Origin of the sequence: Sporosarcina sp. FSL K6-1522, from assembly GCF_038622445.1 — a bacterium.
Lineage (GTDB): Bacteria > Bacillota > Bacilli > Bacillales_A > Planococcaceae > Sporosarcina.
The window spans coordinates 2,702,184-2,717,339 of the sequence record NZ_CP152019.1 but is presented as its reverse complement, the minus strand read 5'-3'; the positions used below and the strand labels follow the sequence as shown (position 1 = coordinate 2,717,339).

Annotated in this window: 18 protein-coding genes; 8 read left to right on the top strand and 10 right to left on the bottom strand. The window is 41.1% G+C overall.

The genetic code is table 11. From position 1 onward, the window contains the following. Positions 1-179 precede the first annotated feature (179 nt). Positions 180-422 (top strand): DUF2626 family protein, encoded by a 243-nt coding sequence (locus MKY34_RS13365; protein ID WP_342511362.1) that lies wholly within the window; start codon positions 180-182, stop codon positions 420-422. A 53-nt stretch (positions 423-475) separates the two neighbouring features. Here the strand turns inward: MKY34_RS13365 and MKY34_RS13360 are convergent, their stop codons facing one another. Then, entirely contained in the window at positions 476-1,114 is a 639-nt protein-coding gene (locus MKY34_RS13360; protein ID WP_342511360.1) for an MBL fold metallo-hydrolase, read from the bottom strand. A gap of 212 nt (positions 1,115-1,326) precedes the next feature. Here MKY34_RS13360 and MKY34_RS13355 point away from each other — a divergent pair, with 212 nt between their 5' ends. After that, a complete protein-coding gene (locus MKY34_RS13355) occupies positions 1,327-1,503 on the top strand; it encodes a DUF2759 domain-containing protein (RefSeq protein ID WP_342511358.1) in 177 nt (58 codons plus the stop codon). A gap of 132 nt (positions 1,504-1,635) precedes the next feature. Here MKY34_RS13355 and MKY34_RS13350 read toward each other — a convergent pair whose 3' ends face one another. The 5 genes from MKY34_RS13350 to rpmG all read right to left on the bottom strand — a co-directional run bounded on the left by MKY34_RS13350 (position 1,636) and on the right by rpmG (position 5,998). Further along, positions 1,636-2,742, bottom strand: coding sequence for a hypothetical protein (locus MKY34_RS13350; RefSeq protein WP_342511356.1), 1,107 nt, complete (start codon positions 2,740-2,742; stop codon positions 1,636-1,638). Between the two features lie 119 nt (positions 2,743-2,861). Next, positions 2,862-4,757, bottom strand: coding sequence for an LTA synthase family protein (locus MKY34_RS13345; RefSeq protein ID WP_342511354.1), 1,896 nt, complete (start codon positions 4,755-4,757; stop codon positions 2,862-2,864). A 199-nt stretch (positions 4,758-4,956) separates the two neighbouring features. After that, positions 4,957-5,145, bottom strand: a complete 189-nt coding sequence (locus MKY34_RS13340; RefSeq protein WP_342511352.1) for a YqgQ family protein — start codon at positions 5,143-5,145, stop codon at positions 4,957-4,959. 3 nt (positions 5,146-5,148) lie between these two features. Beyond that, positions 5,149-5,724 (bottom strand): 5-formyltetrahydrofolate cyclo-ligase, encoded by a 576-nt coding sequence (locus MKY34_RS13335; protein WP_342511350.1) that lies wholly within the window; start codon positions 5,722-5,724, stop codon positions 5,149-5,151. A 124-nt stretch (positions 5,725-5,848) separates the two neighbouring features. Then, positions 5,849-5,998, bottom strand: a complete 150-nt coding sequence (rpmG, locus tag MKY34_RS13330; RefSeq protein WP_179391711.1) for a 50S ribosomal protein L33 — start codon at positions 5,996-5,998, stop codon at positions 5,849-5,851. Positions 5,999-6,168: 170 nt separating this feature from the next. Between rpmG and MKY34_RS13325 the strand changes: the two genes are divergently transcribed. Further along, positions 6,169-6,543 carry a hypothetical protein gene (locus tag MKY34_RS13325; protein ID WP_342511346.1) on the top strand — a complete coding sequence of 125 codons (375 nt, stop codon included), beginning with the start codon at positions 6,169-6,171 and terminating at the stop codon, positions 6,541-6,543. Continuing rightward, entirely contained in the window at positions 6,540-6,977 is a 438-nt protein-coding gene (locus MKY34_RS13320; RefSeq protein ID WP_342511343.1) for a hypothetical protein, read from the top strand. Before MKY34_RS13325 ends, MKY34_RS13320 begins: the two co-directional genes overlap by 4 nt. Before the next feature lie 39 nt (positions 6,978-7,016). On the opposite strand, the gene MKY34_RS13315 is transcribed toward MKY34_RS13320, so the two are convergent. The 4 genes from MKY34_RS13315 to MKY34_RS13300 all read right to left on the bottom strand — a co-directional run bounded on the left by MKY34_RS13315 (position 7,017) and on the right by MKY34_RS13300 (position 12,252). Further along, on the bottom strand, positions 7,017-9,188 hold the full coding sequence (locus tag MKY34_RS13315; RefSeq protein ID WP_342511341.1) for a penicillin-binding protein 2: 2,172 nt from the start codon (positions 9,186-9,188) through the stop codon (positions 7,017-7,019). Positions 9,189-9,407: 219 nt separating this feature from the next. After that, positions 9,408-10,010 carry a superoxide dismutase gene (locus MKY34_RS13310; protein WP_342511339.1) on the bottom strand — a complete coding sequence of 201 codons (603 nt, stop codon included), beginning with the start codon at positions 10,008-10,010 and terminating at the stop codon, positions 9,408-9,410. Positions 10,011-10,107: 97 nt separating this feature from the next. Then, entirely contained in the window at positions 10,108-10,590 is a 483-nt protein-coding gene (locus tag MKY34_RS13305; RefSeq protein WP_342511338.1) for a DUF456 family protein, read from the bottom strand. Positions 10,591-10,620: 30 nt separating this feature from the next. Then, entirely contained in the window at positions 10,621-12,252 is a 1,632-nt protein-coding gene (locus MKY34_RS13300; RefSeq protein WP_342511337.1) for a Na/Pi cotransporter family protein, read from the bottom strand. A gap of 198 nt (positions 12,253-12,450) precedes the next feature. Here MKY34_RS13300 and MKY34_RS13295 point away from each other — a divergent pair, with 198 nt between their 5' ends. The 4 genes from MKY34_RS13295 (at position 12,451) to MKY34_RS13280 (ending at position 15,140) form a co-directional block, all read left to right on the top strand. Beyond that, positions 12,451-12,954: a DUF1189 family protein gene (locus MKY34_RS13295; protein ID WP_342511335.1), complete on the top strand. Its 504-nt coding sequence runs from the start codon at positions 12,451-12,453 to the stop codon at positions 12,952-12,954. A gap of 45 nt (positions 12,955-12,999) precedes the next feature. Further along, entirely contained in the window at positions 13,000-13,347 is a 348-nt protein-coding gene (locus MKY34_RS13290; protein ID WP_342511334.1) for a hypothetical protein, read from the top strand. 87 nt (positions 13,348-13,434) lie between these two features. Beyond that, positions 13,435-14,559, top strand: a complete 1,125-nt coding sequence (ispG, locus tag MKY34_RS13285) for a flavodoxin-dependent (E)-4-hydroxy-3-methylbut-2-enyl-diphosphate synthase (protein WP_342511332.1) — start codon at positions 13,435-13,437, stop codon at positions 14,557-14,559. Beyond that, positions 14,556-15,140, top strand: a complete 585-nt coding sequence (locus MKY34_RS13280) for a hypothetical protein (RefSeq protein ID WP_342511330.1) — start codon at positions 14,556-14,558, stop codon at positions 15,138-15,140. Before ispG ends, MKY34_RS13280 begins: the two co-directional genes overlap by 4 nt. The last annotated feature ends 16 nt before the right edge of the window (positions 15,141-15,156 follow it).

Genomic DNA, 15,156 nt, shown 5'->3' with positions numbered 1-15,156 from the left:
ACCAATTTTTGAAGTCAAATTTAGGCCCAAATATGATTTTTGGCAAAAAAACAAGCATTCTTCTCTTTTTACACGGCTTTGTCACAATGAAAATACGATTGGAGTTTACATCTGTGGTTGTTATCCTTTATAATGAATGTGAGCTTATTGTAATGTTTTATTTAAGGAGGGACACACACATGGATAACATGTTCAAGCTGATGGGCTTCTGGACAGGCATATTCGCTATAATGTTTTTCGTAGGCGACATGCTACCAGCTGCACTTCTTTTTGTCGCAAACACGTTTTTCTTCCTACTACTTGGATATCTGAACTTGACAGAGCGTATGTATATGTACCTATTTGGAGCTTACCTGATGATTTTCATGGTCGGATTTAGCTACTACTCAACGTTCATCCACGTACAAGGTGTTAGTCACTAATCGTACATACAAAAAAACAGCCCTTTTAGGCTGTTTTTTTGTTTTCCTTCTATTTAAAAACCGTTCAAAAAAGGATTTGAATCTTTTTCATCTTCTGGTGTTGTTGAGGTTCCGTGCCCTGGATACAGGATAAAGTCATCATCCAACTCCAACAGTTTATCGTGAATCGATGCTAACAAGACACTCGTATTTCCACCCGGTAAATCCGTTCGGCCCACACTTTGTTTAAATAGTGTATCTCCAACAATCGCAAAACGAGCCGCATCGAAAATATACGAGACACTCCCTGGAGAATGTCCGGGTGTATGTCTTACTTCAAATGTAAATGGGCCGATTTCAATAATGCCCTCTTCTGAAAGTAAATGATCCGCTTGTCGATTTTGAACGTTTGGCAACCCTGCATATTTTGCAGAACCATTTAGCTTCGGATCTGACAACCATTCCCTTTCCTCTTCATGCAAATAGACCGGAATCCCAAACCGATCCCGCACGCTATCAACAGCACCTATATGATCAAAATGAGCGTGCGTTAACAGAATAGCAATAGGCGTCAACTCCTGACTAACTACTTTACGAATAATCCTTGCACTCTCTTCACCTGGATCCACAATGAGACAATTGCCAACCTCATCTTGAACAATGTAGCAATTCGTCTGAATCGGTCCTAGTGGATATGTACTAATTTTCAACATAGTCTCCACCTCCTCTAAATTATACTACGCAACTTGTTGAGAGATTTCAAACAATCGTCATGAATTAACCTCGACAAAAGGAAATGTAAACAGTACAATAGAAGAGGAATCTTGTTAAATTAAACTTGCACAGGATGTGCTGACTTCTGCATAGTTCACAGAAAGTGAACGAATTTGGCGGAAGTTCCTATTGTTGAAAGGAGTGTCTCACAATGAACTTATTAATGGTCATTTTTGGTCTGGTTGCAATTTTGTCAGTTGTTGGAACGGTCCAAGCATTCAAAGAACGTAATGTTTTAAGTATCGTTTTTAACCTTGGAGCTGCAGTTGTTTTTGGAGCTTTCACGGTTGCAACACTTGTATTCCAAGGTTTCCCACCAGGTCTGTAAGACAAGCCAAATAAGGCAACTAAACATGATAAAAAACATCCTTTGTGAATGTATTTACAAAGGATGTTTTTTATTGTCTAAAATTATGTCTTTGCTCAAACTATGAATAAGTTTGAACAAAGACATATCCCCTTAGGACTCCGGGAATGTTAGCCAAGGGATTTCCTTCTTTGTCTCAACATCGATTAGTGTTTCCAACGAATACCCTGTAAGACAGTACTTCCCTGCCGGTGAACAGCGTAACGAGCTCTGTATAACCTCCTCGGTGACGACCTCCTGCCTCCCTTCTGTCACACGAATAAGCCTGTAGGGCGATGCCAATTCATCCAGTTGGCCCCCTTCGTCAGGGGCAGCTAGTACAATAACATCTTTGGATATCCACTCAATATCCGGATGGATCCATTCTGAATAGTTACTGATGGCTGGCATTTGCCACTCCGAGCGGATCTCGCCATCCTGCCCTCTAATCGTATATTTCGCCGTATTTTCATCGCCGAGGCTTGCGATGAGTATGACATCCTCATATGTATCAAAATAAATAGCATTTCCAACATCCAGCAGGCTCCATTGTTCGGTTGCAAGTTCATAAGTCAGTAACTCTGCCCCGTCAAGTGCATGTTCCGCAACGCGACCGAGAACCACTTTCTCTGTACCGAACCATTTCGGAAAAGGCTCTTCCATCGTAAGTAAACCAAACTGCTCCTTATGCCCATCATATAAAAATACATCAAATGTCCAATCTGGTTGAAAACCCGTTAAGAGAATAAGCTGCGGATCGAGATCATTCCATTCAATCGCAAGTTCAGTAGAGGCAACGGTCAGTTCATCCTGAACAACACCATCAATCGTCATTAATTTTACTGTAGCTGCGGTTGGGTCGTCACTCGTATGTATTAACATATATTCTCGTAATGGATGAATCAAAACGTCTATAATCATGGAGGAATCTTCATACAACATCATCGTTTTCCCCGTTTCCAAATCAAAGCTGTTCACTTTATAACGTCCGTCGCTCTTCTCAACATAAGCGATTGTTGAATCGGTTAGCCAATCGGCAACAAAATGAAACGTCGCTGGATCAGCCTTCAATAGCTGTTGCGTAACATTTTTACGATCTTGATCGTTTTTCTTAACTGGATCGGTAATATCAGCAGGTTTATCGGCTAAATGATCTGTCTCTGCCGTACATCCTGCTAAAATCAAAACTGCCAAACTGAAGACGGACACCCTTTTTCGCAACTTATGAACTCCTTTCTAAAGAGAATACTTCCCTTCAACTTCTAACAATTGAAAATTATAGAACTTTCTTTATGAAAAAAAGCTCTGCACGGCATGCACCGTGCAGAACCTTATCATGCTTACTGCTGACCAGCTTTTAATACAGGGGTTTGCTCTTGTTCTTCTTTAAATCTGAGCAAATCTCCATTAATGATCATATCAGAGTAGCCAAGTTCAGTTGTGGCACGTTCGATAAACGGCTCACATGCAGCCATTTCAGTCTCTTCACCTGTCTCACTATCGTAACAAACATCTTGCGTGTAGACGTGTTTATCCGTTACGAAACGTCCGTCACGGAAAATGGCAAACGGCTCGTGATCAGGTGAGAAAATATCCGCACCAAGTTGCATATCGTCTTTCGTCTCAATTCCCATCAAGTGTAAAATCGTTGGACGCAAGTCAATTTGACCTGAAACCTCTTCTACAACTTTCCCTTTCCCATAACCCGGGATATGAACATACAACGGCACTCTTTGAAGAACTGCATTGTCATAAGGTGTAATTTCCTTATCCAAATACATGCCCATCGCTTTATTATGATTTTCTGAAATACCATAATGGTCTCCATACATCACAATAATAGAATTATCATAAAGCCCACTCGCTTTCAAATTGTCAAAGAACAATTTGACAGCCTCGTCCATATATCTAACTGTTTGAAAATACTTATTTAGCGTATTTGAATTAGACGTATATTCAGGAATGAGCTTATCTTCCTCATCTAATACAAACGGGTGATGATTCGTTAATGTAATTAACCTTGAGTAAAATGGTTGTGGCATATCTTTCATCCACTCAACTGATTGATCAAAGAACGGAATGTCCTTCATACCCCAGTTGACCGCTTCGCCTTCCCCAATCTCATAACTTTTTAAATCATAAAATTTATCAATACCCAGTGCATCATACATAATGTCACGGTTCCAGAAGCTTCGGTTATTAGCATGCATTACATTTGTGAAATAGCCTTTATTGCCAAGCTGCTCCGCCATGGATTGGTACGTATTTCCACTATGTGTGAAAAATACTGCACTACCATTTCGTGGATACAATGAATTTTCAAGCAGGAACTCTGAATCTGATGTTTTCCCAAGTCCTGTTTGTTGATAAAAATTATTAAAATAGAATGTGTCTGGATCATTTGTCAACTCATTCAAAAATGGTGTAATCACGTTACCATCCATTTCTTCATTAATGACAAATGATTGTAGCGACTCTAGCGACACAACAATCAAATTACGCTTTTCAGCAATTCCAAACATTTCAGGGTCTGGAGCAGCGTAGTTCGCATTAATATAGTTTCCTACCTCTACCAATTCACTGCCATCTGCAAGTGCACGTTGTGCATGTGATTTCGATTGAATAAACAAATCATAAATATGGTAGTTATACGTCCCAATATTCTTTACCAGTAATTCCCGATCAAAGCTACGTGTTAACAGTTGAGGGCGTTCTGTTTCCGCAAGACCAAGATTGACCATCATAATCGTTGCAGTGACAACAAAGTATAGTTTGCGTGCAATTTTACTACGCTGAGCCGTCCGTTCTCTTTCAGGAATAAATTTAATCGCCAAGAAAACGATCAAAACGTCTGTAAAGAAAAAGATATCCGTTAAATGCAAGTTCGCTGTAACCGATGAAGACAAATCTCCAAAGTTACTTGTCTGAAATAGTACCGGTAATGTAATAAAGTCATTGAAAAACCTGTAAAACACAGCGTTACTGAACATAACAATTGACGTTAGTATGCTGACAGTTAGTAAATAGCGATTTCGTTTTTTCGTACTTTTCATGAATAGCGCAAGTCCATAGACCAATAAAAGAAAGCTGAGCGGATTCATAAAGAGAATGAATTCCTGCATCATATTATCGATTTTCATATTAAAGCTTGTGAGATAACCAAAATACGTTGTAAGCCATGTTGCGACTATTGCGATGATGAGCACGGAATGTTTGGGCCAAGCTTTGTTCTTCATTCCATCTCTCCCTTTCATAATTTAACTGCTGATAAAGTACAGATACAACTACCATCTTAATTGCACGTACTACATAATAGACGGCGAAGATGGAGAAAAGTTTCAAAAGCGCCTAATAAAAGGTCTAAAGAACTAAAATATTGTGTCTGCGTGTAATTCCAAATCCCTGTTAATTCAAGGTAAAACCTTATCTAATAATCTATATGTTGGATAATTCTTTTCGGAGTAATAATATTGCTTGTAAATAGACATCCTGTGGGATCAATCCACTATCGAAGAGATCCTTCACCTCGGTCTGCATCATCTCAATATCTGATTTCTTGTCGCCCATATAGACGTAAATCCCAAATCGTTTTAGAAGTTGAATGACGCTAAAATAGTCGTTCATTCCCTACTCTCCTTCTCCTTGGCAATCGATTACGCCTTGTTCCGTAACAATTTTCTGAACGGGTATGTCATATTTTTCAATCGGGAGCAAATGCCCCGTTTGGCAAGTAAATGCTAGCGATAAGGTAGCATTCTCAAATTGTGCTAGATAGCGATCATAATAACCGCCACCAAAACCAATTCGATAGCCCTCATCCGAAAAGACAACGCCTGGGACAATTTGCAAATCAATTGCATCCTTCTCAACGGCTTCGGTTTCGGCCACAATCGGTTCTAATAAATTCATATAGACCGTTTCAAGTTGGTCAAATGACGTAAAAATTCGAAAATCCATTTCGCGAGTTGCACGTATACATTTCGGTACAGCTATTCGCTTCCCCGCATTCCACGCTGCTTCTATCAAAGGACGTGTATCCACTTCAGGAAATCGAGATAGTGTAACACCTATTGTGCTAGCCCGTTGAAACTCTTCTGAAGCAAGTACTTGTTCAACCATTTCCAAAGATTTCTTTGTGTGTTCTGAACGTTCTATCGTCTGCAAGCGATTCAACATCTCATTTCGCTGTTGTTGTTTACGCATCGTCGATTCCCCCTTTTGAAATAGGCATGCACGTGAAAACAGTGTCTAAATACGCATTTAATATATAACTTTTTTAATTCTTTCATGAAAAAACCAAAACCCGTAAAGGTTTTGGCATGAGCAATTATTTCGTTTCACGGTGTAATGTTTGTTTCTTTTCACGTGAGCAGTATTTTTTCATTTCAATACGTTCTGGATTATTACGTTTGTTTTTCTTTGAAATATAGTTGCGCTCACCGCATTCTGTGCAAGCAAGTGTAATATTTACGCGCATTATTTTCCCTCCCACTCATCAGGAATATAAAATAGTGTTACGAGCATGATTTATACGACTTTTCTATTGTAGCACATCACCCGTATATGTCCAGCAAAAAGATTCGAATTTCCTTAAAGGAATGCGTATGGTACTATGATAACAATGTAACATTTTGGAGGATTGATAAAATGGATTTAGCAATAATCCTACTCATTATCGGGCTTATAAGTACACTCGCATCGTTTTTCGTCGGCAATTCTTCCAGCAAGCATGCAGAGGAGATTGAAAAAATCTCTATTAGTCTTCATCAAGAGACGCATAACTTGAAAAAAAGATTGAAAGTTGTCGAAGAAGAGCTCATGATCGGTGTCGGTCACCTATCGACGCCTCTGCCTAAAAACAAAAAAACAACAATAAAGGCAAAACCCGTTCATGATATTATCGTCAATCAAATTCTTTCCTTACATGAACAAGGCTATTCCACCGCAGATATCGCAAAACGCTCTTCCTTATCTACGAATGAGGTACTCGCTGTGTTACGCTCGAAAGGTGTGATGGCATGATACGTGACATTTTACGTATCGTTGGGGCTGCTTGTCTACTAGCAAGCGGGATTCTCTACTTTACAAGTAACAGCGAACAAGTGGCGGATACAGATGTACAACAAATGCAACAAAAAATCGACAAGTTGCAAAACGAACTAACCAAAGCAAAAGAAGAATTGGCCATTGCACAAACTGTATCCTCTGCCGAAGAGTCACCCGCAGTTGAACCAGCGCCAATTGTCAAAGCTGTACTAACGATTGCATCTGGCGCAAAATCGACATCCGTTGCGGAAGACTTACAACAAGCAAGTATTATTCAAGACGCCACAGCGTTTAACGACTTCCTCATTAGCAATCAGCTAGAAGGTAAGATTCAAATTGGTGAGCACAATGTGGACTCCTCAATGGATTTCCAAGCAATTGCAACAGTCATTACAACCGCAAAAGAATAGCAACAGCACCTATCATATGATTGATAGGTGCTGATTTTTTTACTCTGCTAGCTCTTGTTCAAGTGAGGGTAAGATAGGCTGGTCAACCGATTGGCGATTGCCTTCTTGTAACCGCTTTTCCTTCAAATCAAAATAAATATCGAGTGCCGCACGTGTCAGCTCATTTGTTGCCGGTGGATATTTCCTTTGGTTTGTTGAAATATGTGGAATGACGATTGCATAGGCCACTTCTGGATTATCGAAAGGCGCAAAGCCAACATGTGATAAATTGATTGTCCTTTTACCGTATTGACTTTTATCATCTCCGTAATAATCTGCCTGCGCCGTTCCTGTTTTTCCACCTGCATCGTACTTAGCACCCGCTAACAAGTTACGTGCGGTTCCATTTTTCCCATAATAAACATACTTCATGCCGCGCTTCACTTGATTAATTTCCGCATCTGTATTATTGATACGATTCAAAATCTTGGTTTCAACTTCTTCTACTAATGGCCCGATCGTTGTACCGTCTTCAGAAGGCTCATGAATTTCTTTCAACATTTTTGGCGCAACACGGTAGCCGCCATTGGCAATCGTTGAAACATATTGTGCAAGCTGTAACGTTGTATACGTATCAAATTGTCCAATAGAAAAGTCCATCAGTTTACCCGTTAGCGTATCCGTCCCTACAGCCCCTGTACCTTCCCCAGGTAAATCTATTTCTGTCTTTGTCCCAAGTCCAAATGATCCAAATGATTGTCTGAACGTATCGAATGCGCCTAAATCGATTCGCATCGCTTTCCCGGGGCGATAGGTAGCCCCCCCTAATGAAAAGGCAATACGGAACATATAAACGTTGGATGAACGTCCAATTGCCTCAACATCACTCACCGATACGCTACCATTTTGGTTAAATAGAGAACTTTTTCTCGTTCCACCAACGTAAAGAGGTGTATCGATTTTTCGTTCTCCAATCCGAACAGCATCCTCACTATAGCCCGTTAATAGCGTTGCCATCTTCACTGTAGAACCCGCTTCATGTGCAGATGTAAATGTACCGAAGGAGAAATCCTGAATTTCATTTCTACCCGTTTCTGGATTTTTCACAATGCGCTTCCCAACGAGCGATAATACTTCACCTGTATTCGGGTCCATCATCACAAGAAAAGCCCGATCCAGCAAACGTGAATTCGGCCCAGCCTTGAGCCTTAGCAGCTTGTCTGACACCAGTTTCTCAAGTTCTAATTGCAACTCGCTGTCCAGTGACAACACAAGGTCTTTGCCAGGCTCCCCTTCCCTAACCGTTTTCGTTTCAATAACACGGCCAGTTCGATCTTTGACGTTTTTGACAACTGTCTTTTGACCTTTCAAGAGCTCTTCATAATGCTGCTCAAGAAAACTTCTACCGACTCGGTCATTTCTCGAATAATCTCTTGCTAAGTAATAGTTCAGATGCGATTTCGGAATTCCTTCAATTGGATTCGTTGTCGATCCTAGAATCGTATTATCTGATCTACGAACACGTTCCCAGTCCGTTGTTGTATCAACGCCTGGTAGTTCACTCAATCGCTCAGACACCGCTGCAAACTCTTCTTCAGTAACTCCATCACTTTTAATAATTTGCGGGGAGAATGCATAGCCTGACATCATTTCACGGTAAATGGCTAGTACTTCTAGTTCTTCATCCGAAAAAGAATTGATTTCCTCATCTGTGATTCGCTCACGCGTTAGTTTATTAATAGCACGTTGCGCTTCTGCACTAGAAAGTGTACTGTCATTCAAAATTGCTGCCTGTTCTTTTTTCGACACTTTTGCAAGGGCCTCGTCTGGATGTTTTAATATCCAAAAGTCTCTTTTATCCCCAATCGTCACGCGTTTTGTATCTTGCTCAATTAAATCCGCAAGTTGCTCTGCAATCTCCAACATGTCTTTTGACTTCGTCGAGTTTGTCTTCGTATATGTAATCGCGTTTTTCGGATCATTGTCAACAAGGACACGCCCATTCCGGTCAAAAATCTTGCCACGCGGCACACTCGTATTGACAGCTATTTCTTCCTTCTGTTCTAATAGACGACTATAATCTTCCCCTTTAACAATCTGTAAATAACCGAGACGAAGAATAAGCAAAGAGAATAGGACGAAGATTGTAAAGAATAAAATATTCATCCGAAATGCGATATGTTTTCGTTGGCGCACTTTCGCCTGGTCCGCCTTACGTCTCTGTTTTTTCATAAAATCCTCCTTCCCAATCAAATACGCTTCGGCATAATTCACGAAGGTAGCTATGCTTTCCCCATAGCCAATATGACTTCTAGATTATGGTATCATTTGCCGAAGCCCTCTCGTTAACGAATGTTAACCTTGTTGAATTATAACATTCCAAAAAGAAAAAGCACATACCTTGACGTACAAGGTATGTGCTTTGTTCCTTCAAGTAATCATTTGATTCAATTATTTACCGTAACGTTTTGCAACTTCGTCCCAGTTGACAACATTCCAGAATGCTGCAATGTAGTCTGGACGACGGTTTTGGTAGTTTAGGTAATATGCATGCTCCCAAACGTCAAGTCCAAGAAGTGGTGTTTTACCTTCCATAAGTGGTGAATCTTGGTTTGGCGTCGATGTAACTTCAAGCTCACCGTTGTTCAACACTAGCCAAGCCCAGCCTGATCCAAAACGAGTTGCACCCGCCTTTGCAAATTCTTCTTTGAATGCATCAAGGCTACCGAATTTGTTATCGATTGCTTCTGCAAGTGCACCCGTTGGATTTCCGCCACCGTTTGGTGATAGAAGTTGCCAGAATAGAGAGTGGTTCGCATGGCCTCCACCATTGTTACGGACTGCAGTACGGATATCCACTGGTACTGCGTCAAGATCCGAAATCAATTCCTCAACAGATTTGCTAAGAAGTTCTTCGTGTCCTGCAAGTGCATTGTTTACATTTGTAATGTACGTGTTGTGGTGTTTTGTGTGATGAATGTTCATCGTTTCTTTGTCGAAGTGTGGTTCCAATGCATCGTATGCATATGGTAGTTCTGGTAGTGTATAAGCCATTGTCTATTCCTCCTAGAGAGTTTAAAAGTTATCCTACACTTTCAACATTATCAAAATTGTGAAAAGCGTTCAAATAAAATGGACTATTTGTGAACAATTAACGAATAAAGAAGATAAACACGGCAATCATGACCGCCATGACAATCCCTTTCGTGACAACCGACGTTAAAAATCCTACGAGCGAACCAATACCTGTCTTGAATGCTTGCTTAACATCCGAACGGGAAACGAGCAATTCTGCGATGACGGCACCTAAAAAAGGGCCTATCAAAATTCCTGCAACCGGAATAACGAACGGGCCGAGGAGAAGACCTATTGTACTTCCCCACATCCCCGCCTTTGAACCGCCAAATTTCTTCACACCTACTAAATTCGATAATGTATCTGCACCGAATAACAAGACGACAAATAATCCTTGGATGATCCAAAACCATATGTTCATGCCATCAAATGTCACAATCACACCATAGAGGAGGAATCCTCCAAGTATGAAGAACGCCGATGGAATAATCGGATAGACAAGACCTGCAAAAGCAATTACAAACAGGACTATGGCTACAATCCAACCTACAACTTCCATTAAGAACCTCCTTTGATTAATACAAGACAATTATACGCGATCGCCTAAAATTGCTTCAGCAATATTGACTGCATGGTCGCCGATTCGTTCTAGATTCGAGACGATGTCGACAAATACCATACCGCCTTGCGCCGTACAAGATCCTTCATTTAGACGTACAATATGTTTTTTCCTGAATTTCCGTTCCATCTTATCAATCAGGTCTTCTTGCTCTGCAACTTTCCGCGCAAGCTCGATATCATTTGTATTCAGTGAATCGACCGCTTTTTGCACCGTCCCAATCGTCAATGTAAACATTTCCGTCAGATCCTCCATCGCATCTGCTGTCACTTTGACCTTATTGACATCTCTGAAATCGATTAATTCAATAATATTTTCAAAGTGGTCTCCAATTCGCTCAATGTCGCGCACTGCATCCATCAGCATGACATGTCGTGCTGATTCAATCGGAGAAATGCTAACAGAAGAGATTTCAATGAGATAATCGGTTATTTTCCGATCTAAATTGTTGATAGCATCTTCAATTTGATACGCTGTTTCGGCATGTTTTTTATTGCCCGTTTTCAAATATGCAAAGGATTCTTCTAGCCCTTGGACACCGAATTCACCCATGCGAATGATTTCTGCTTTCGCTTGTCCAATTGCTACCGCTGGCGATTGATCGATGAAGTGTCGATCCAAATGCTTCGGCTTATATTCAATTGTTACATCCTCACCTGGAATTACTTTTGTCACCAACCATGCCCATGCCCCAATCAATGGGAACTGGAGAATCGTATTGGCGATGTTAAAAGAACCATGTGCGAAAGCAATTTGCATTTTATTCTCAAGTGACAAGGCCCCTGATATCCATTCAACATATGCTGTGAACGGTACTAGAAGGAGCATAAAGACGATTGTTCCGACAATATTGAAAAGAACATGTGTCGCCGCTGCACGTTTTGCTGCAACCGATGCACCAATTGAAGCCAAAATCGCTGTAATTGTCGTTCCGATATTATCACCGAACAAAATTGGCAATGCTCCACTTAAATCGACAAGATTTTCAGCGTAAAGCCCTTGTAAAATCCCGACCGTTGCACTTGAACTTTGTACAATCAATGTAAAGACTGTTCCAACGATAACACCAAGCATCGGTTGATCACTCATTGAAACCATCATATCTGTAAAGGTCTCTAGCTCTCGAAGCGGCTTCATACCACCACTCATCAATTCAAGCCCAAGGAACAATCCCCCGAAACCAAAAATAACTTCTCCCATATTTTTAATTTGACTTTTTCGAATGAAGAAAATGAGGAATGCCCCTACCGCCATAATCGGCAATGCATATGCTCCGACGTCAAGTCCAATAATGAATGCAGTTATCGTTGTTCCGATATTGGCACCCATGATGACACCAATTGCCTGACGCAGCGTCATGAACCCTGCACTAACGAGTCCAACTGTAATAACTGTCGTCCCTGAACTCGATTGAATTAAAACCGTAACGACAATCCCGACCAGAACACCCATGAACGGGTTCGTCGTGAAGCGATCTAGAATTGCGCGAAGCCTATCGCCCGCCGCCTTTTGAAGGCCATCCCCCATATACTTTATTGCGAACAAGAATATCCCGAGTCCGCCTAGAAACTGGAACAGCATTTCCTGCCAGTTTACCTCCATTACGCAGCAACCTCCATCATACTTTATGTATAGCATCTCATTATGTTGATAGTTCTTGTCGATTGTAAATAGAAATAGACGAATCTTTACATTCCCTTAACATTTGGTTCACAAACTGTCATCATTCTGTCGAAATTACAGATAACCACACTTGCATTAGAAAATGATAGACTGGTAATAGATTGAGGAGGTTATCTTGTGAAGTTCCACCAATTATTCATAGCAGCAATCCATGAGCCTAAAAAATTAGCTGCATTCCGTTTATTAAAAATCGGTAAAGTCTTTCAATACGTTTTTCTATTCGTCACATTGTTTACGGGTATTTCTTTTGTCCGTTACATAGCTGGAGATGCTTCACTTTTTGATGCTTCTCCTGAATTATTAGCACATGGCGAAACCGTCGGGTGGATTATTTATCCCATTGCTTTTTTACTCCAACTCGTCATTAGTACTTTTTATATTTTCTTGCGCATTAGCGTATTCGGCTATGTTGGTGTCGTATTATTAAAATTGATGAAAAGACGAGGAGAATACCGTTTTATGTGGAACACAGCTGCCATCGCGATTACTGTTCCCATTCTCCTAACAATAGTGCTCGACTTCTTTCCAGCCACAGGCAATTACAGCATGATTGTCACCTCTATCATTCATACACTGTATATTGCGGCTGCCGCAAAGTATTACCCTAAAATGGCTCGATGAATACTTCCCCCTTTCGCACATATAGTGATGGAAGGGGGAATTTCCATGCGCACACTATTACTTGCTGTTATTCTGTTCATCACCTTCCATTTTATCCGTATGGATCTTGCAGAAGGAACGATTCCGCTCGCTTCTTTCGCCGCTAAATCACCGACCACGCAGTGCGAAGAACAAGAGAATGTAACAACGATTACTGTTACGACTGTTGCTGGTGATACAATCGAAACGTTATTAGCACTCTATCCTGACCCAGAACTGAGTTTTATTGAACGGTTGAATGCCTTTTACTCCTTCAACCCACATCTTAAAAATCAACAACTGATTGGCGGTGTGGAAGTATTGTTGCCGATTAGCCAAAAACAATCAGACAGCTGCACAGAATCCAATCAATAAGGGTTACGCCTTGTCTTTTTGTTAGGTTGATTGCTAAAATAGTAAGTAGTTATAAGGCAATAGCCAACTAAGGAGAGAGAGAAATACATGAATCCAATGATACACAGATCTAATACACGCCCGGTGCGCGTCGGTAATTTGACAATCGGCGGTAGTGATGAGCTGTTCATCCAAAGTATGACGACGACAAAAACACATGATGTAGAGGCAACAGTTGCAGAGATTTTGCGCTTAGAAGAAGCTGGTTGTCAAATCGTTCGTGTCGCTTGTCCAGACGAACGTGCGGCGTATTCAATTGGCGCTATTAAAGAGCGCATTAACATTCCACTTGTTGTGGATATTCACTTTGACTATAAATTAGCATTGATCGCCATCGAACAAGGGGCGGACAAAATTCGTATTAACCCTGGAAATATCGGTAGACAATCGAAAGTCGAGGCAGTCGTCAATGCGGCGAAAGCAAAAGGCATCCCAATTCGAATTGGTGTCAATGCAGGTTCACTCGAGAAGAAAATTCTTGAAAAATACGGCTATCCGACTGCCGATGGAATGGTAGAAAGTGCGCTTCACCATATTAAAATATTGGAAGACCTCGATTTCCACGATATTATCGTGTCGTTAAAAGCGTCCGATGTCAATCTAGCTATTGAAGCCTATAAAAAAGCCGCAGCAGCATTCGACTATCCGTTACATCTTGGCATTACGGAGTCCGGAACGCTATTTGCAGGGTCTATTAAGAGTTCAGCGGGACTTGGCACACTTCTTTCAGCAGGCATTGGAAATACGATGCGCGTATCGCTAAGTGCAGATCCTGTGCAAGAAATCAAAGTCGCTCGCGAGCTATTAAAAGTATTCGGCTTGTCTTCAAACGCTGCAACACTTATTTCATGCCCAACATGTGGTCGTATCGAAATCGACCTCATTTCAATTGCCAACGAAGTCGAAGAATATATCTCACATATTAAAGCACCACTTAAAGTAGCTGTGCTTGGCTGTGCAGTTAACGGCCCAGGTGAAGCACGTGAAGCCGATATCGGTATCGCTGGCGCACGTGGAGAAGGACTGCTCTTCATGAAGGGGAAAACGGTTCGTAAAGTACCCGAAGCAACAATGGTCGATGAACTAAAAATCGAAATTGATAAACTCGCGGAAGAATATTTCGAAAAGAAACGCCAAGAAGAGCTTCTAATTGAGAGCGGGAAAGTCGAATGAGAAATCTTCGATTCGGCATCGACATCGATGGTACGGTGACATGCCCCACTTCCCTGTTGCCGCATATTAATCAGCAATTTGGATGCAATCTTGTGCTAGAAGACATTACAGAATACGACTTGACTAAAGCATTCCCAGTAGATAAAGAAGTCTTTTGGCAATGGTATATGGGAGCGGAAGCGCATATTTACGGTACTTCCCCTACCCAAGCCTTTGCTAAAAAAGTGCTAGATGATTGGAAAAAACAATTCGAACTGTATTATATTTCCGCGCGTGGTCAACAAGTGTACGATGTCACACGTGATTGGTTTAAACGGGAAGACATTCCTTTCGATCATATCGAACTCGTTGGTAGTCATCACAAAATTGAAACGGCGAAAAAGTTTGGTGTCCATGCCTTCTTCGAGGACAAACATGATAATGCCGTGGAAATCCACGAAGAGCTTAATATTCCCGTTATTCTATTCGATACCCCATATAATCGGGAGCCGATTCCTGAAGGCGTTATTCGAGTCAATGATTGGCAGGAAGCGAACAATTGGATCAAAAAACTTTTTCCAGTTGAAGAACCTGTAAAATAAAAAGACGATGTGCAAC

Excerpts from the sequence above, each read along its gene's own strand:
- MKY34_RS13300 (WP_342511337.1), bottom strand. The coding sequence starts at position 12,252 with ATGGAGGTAAACTGGCAGGAAATGCTGTTCCAGTTTCTAGGCGGACTC.
- MKY34_RS13315 (WP_342511341.1), bottom strand. The coding sequence starts at position 9,188 with ATGAAAAAACAGAGACGTAAGGCGGACCAGGCGAAAGTGCGCCAACGA.
- MKY34_RS13340 (WP_342511352.1), bottom strand. The coding sequence starts at position 5,145 with ATGAACGACTATTTTAGCGTCATTCAACTTCTAAAACGATTTGGGATT.
- ispG (WP_342511332.1), top strand. The coding sequence starts at position 13,435 with ATGAATCCAATGATACACAGATCTAATACACGCCCGGTGCGCGTCGGT.
- MKY34_RS13280 (WP_342511330.1), top strand. The coding sequence starts at position 14,556 with ATGAGAAATCTTCGATTCGGCATCGACATCGATGGTACGGTGACATGC.
- MKY34_RS13310 (WP_342511339.1), bottom strand. The coding sequence starts at position 10,010 with ATGGCTTATACACTACCAGAACTACCATATGCATACGATGCATTGGAA.
- MKY34_RS13305 (WP_342511338.1), bottom strand. The coding sequence starts at position 10,590 with ATGGAAGTTGTAGGTTGGATTGTAGCCATAGTCCTGTTTGTAATTGCT.
- MKY34_RS13320 (WP_342511343.1), top strand. The coding sequence starts at position 6,540 with ATGATACGTGACATTTTACGTATCGTTGGGGCTGCTTGTCTACTAGCA.
- MKY34_RS13345 (WP_342511354.1), bottom strand. The coding sequence starts at position 4,757 with ATGAAGAACAAAGCTTGGCCCAAACATTCCGTGCTCATCATCGCAATA.
- MKY34_RS13365 (WP_342511362.1), top strand. The coding sequence starts at position 180 with ATGGATAACATGTTCAAGCTGATGGGCTTCTGGACAGGCATATTCGCT.
- MKY34_RS13355 (WP_342511358.1), top strand. The coding sequence starts at position 1,327 with ATGAACTTATTAATGGTCATTTTTGGTCTGGTTGCAATTTTGTCAGTT.
- MKY34_RS13290 (WP_342511334.1), top strand. The coding sequence starts at position 13,000 with ATGCGCACACTATTACTTGCTGTTATTCTGTTCATCACCTTCCATTTT.
- rpmG (WP_179391711.1), bottom strand. The coding sequence starts at position 5,998 with ATGCGCGTAAATATTACACTTGCTTGCACAGAATGCGGTGAGCGCAAC.
- MKY34_RS13335 (WP_342511350.1), bottom strand. The coding sequence starts at position 5,724 with ATGCGTAAACAACAACAGCGAAATGAGATGTTGAATCGCTTGCAGACG.
- MKY34_RS13325 (WP_342511346.1), top strand. The coding sequence starts at position 6,169 with ATGGATTTAGCAATAATCCTACTCATTATCGGGCTTATAAGTACACTC.
- MKY34_RS13360 (WP_342511360.1), bottom strand. The coding sequence starts at position 1,114 with ATGTTGAAAATTAGTACATATCCACTAGGACCGATTCAGACGAATTGC.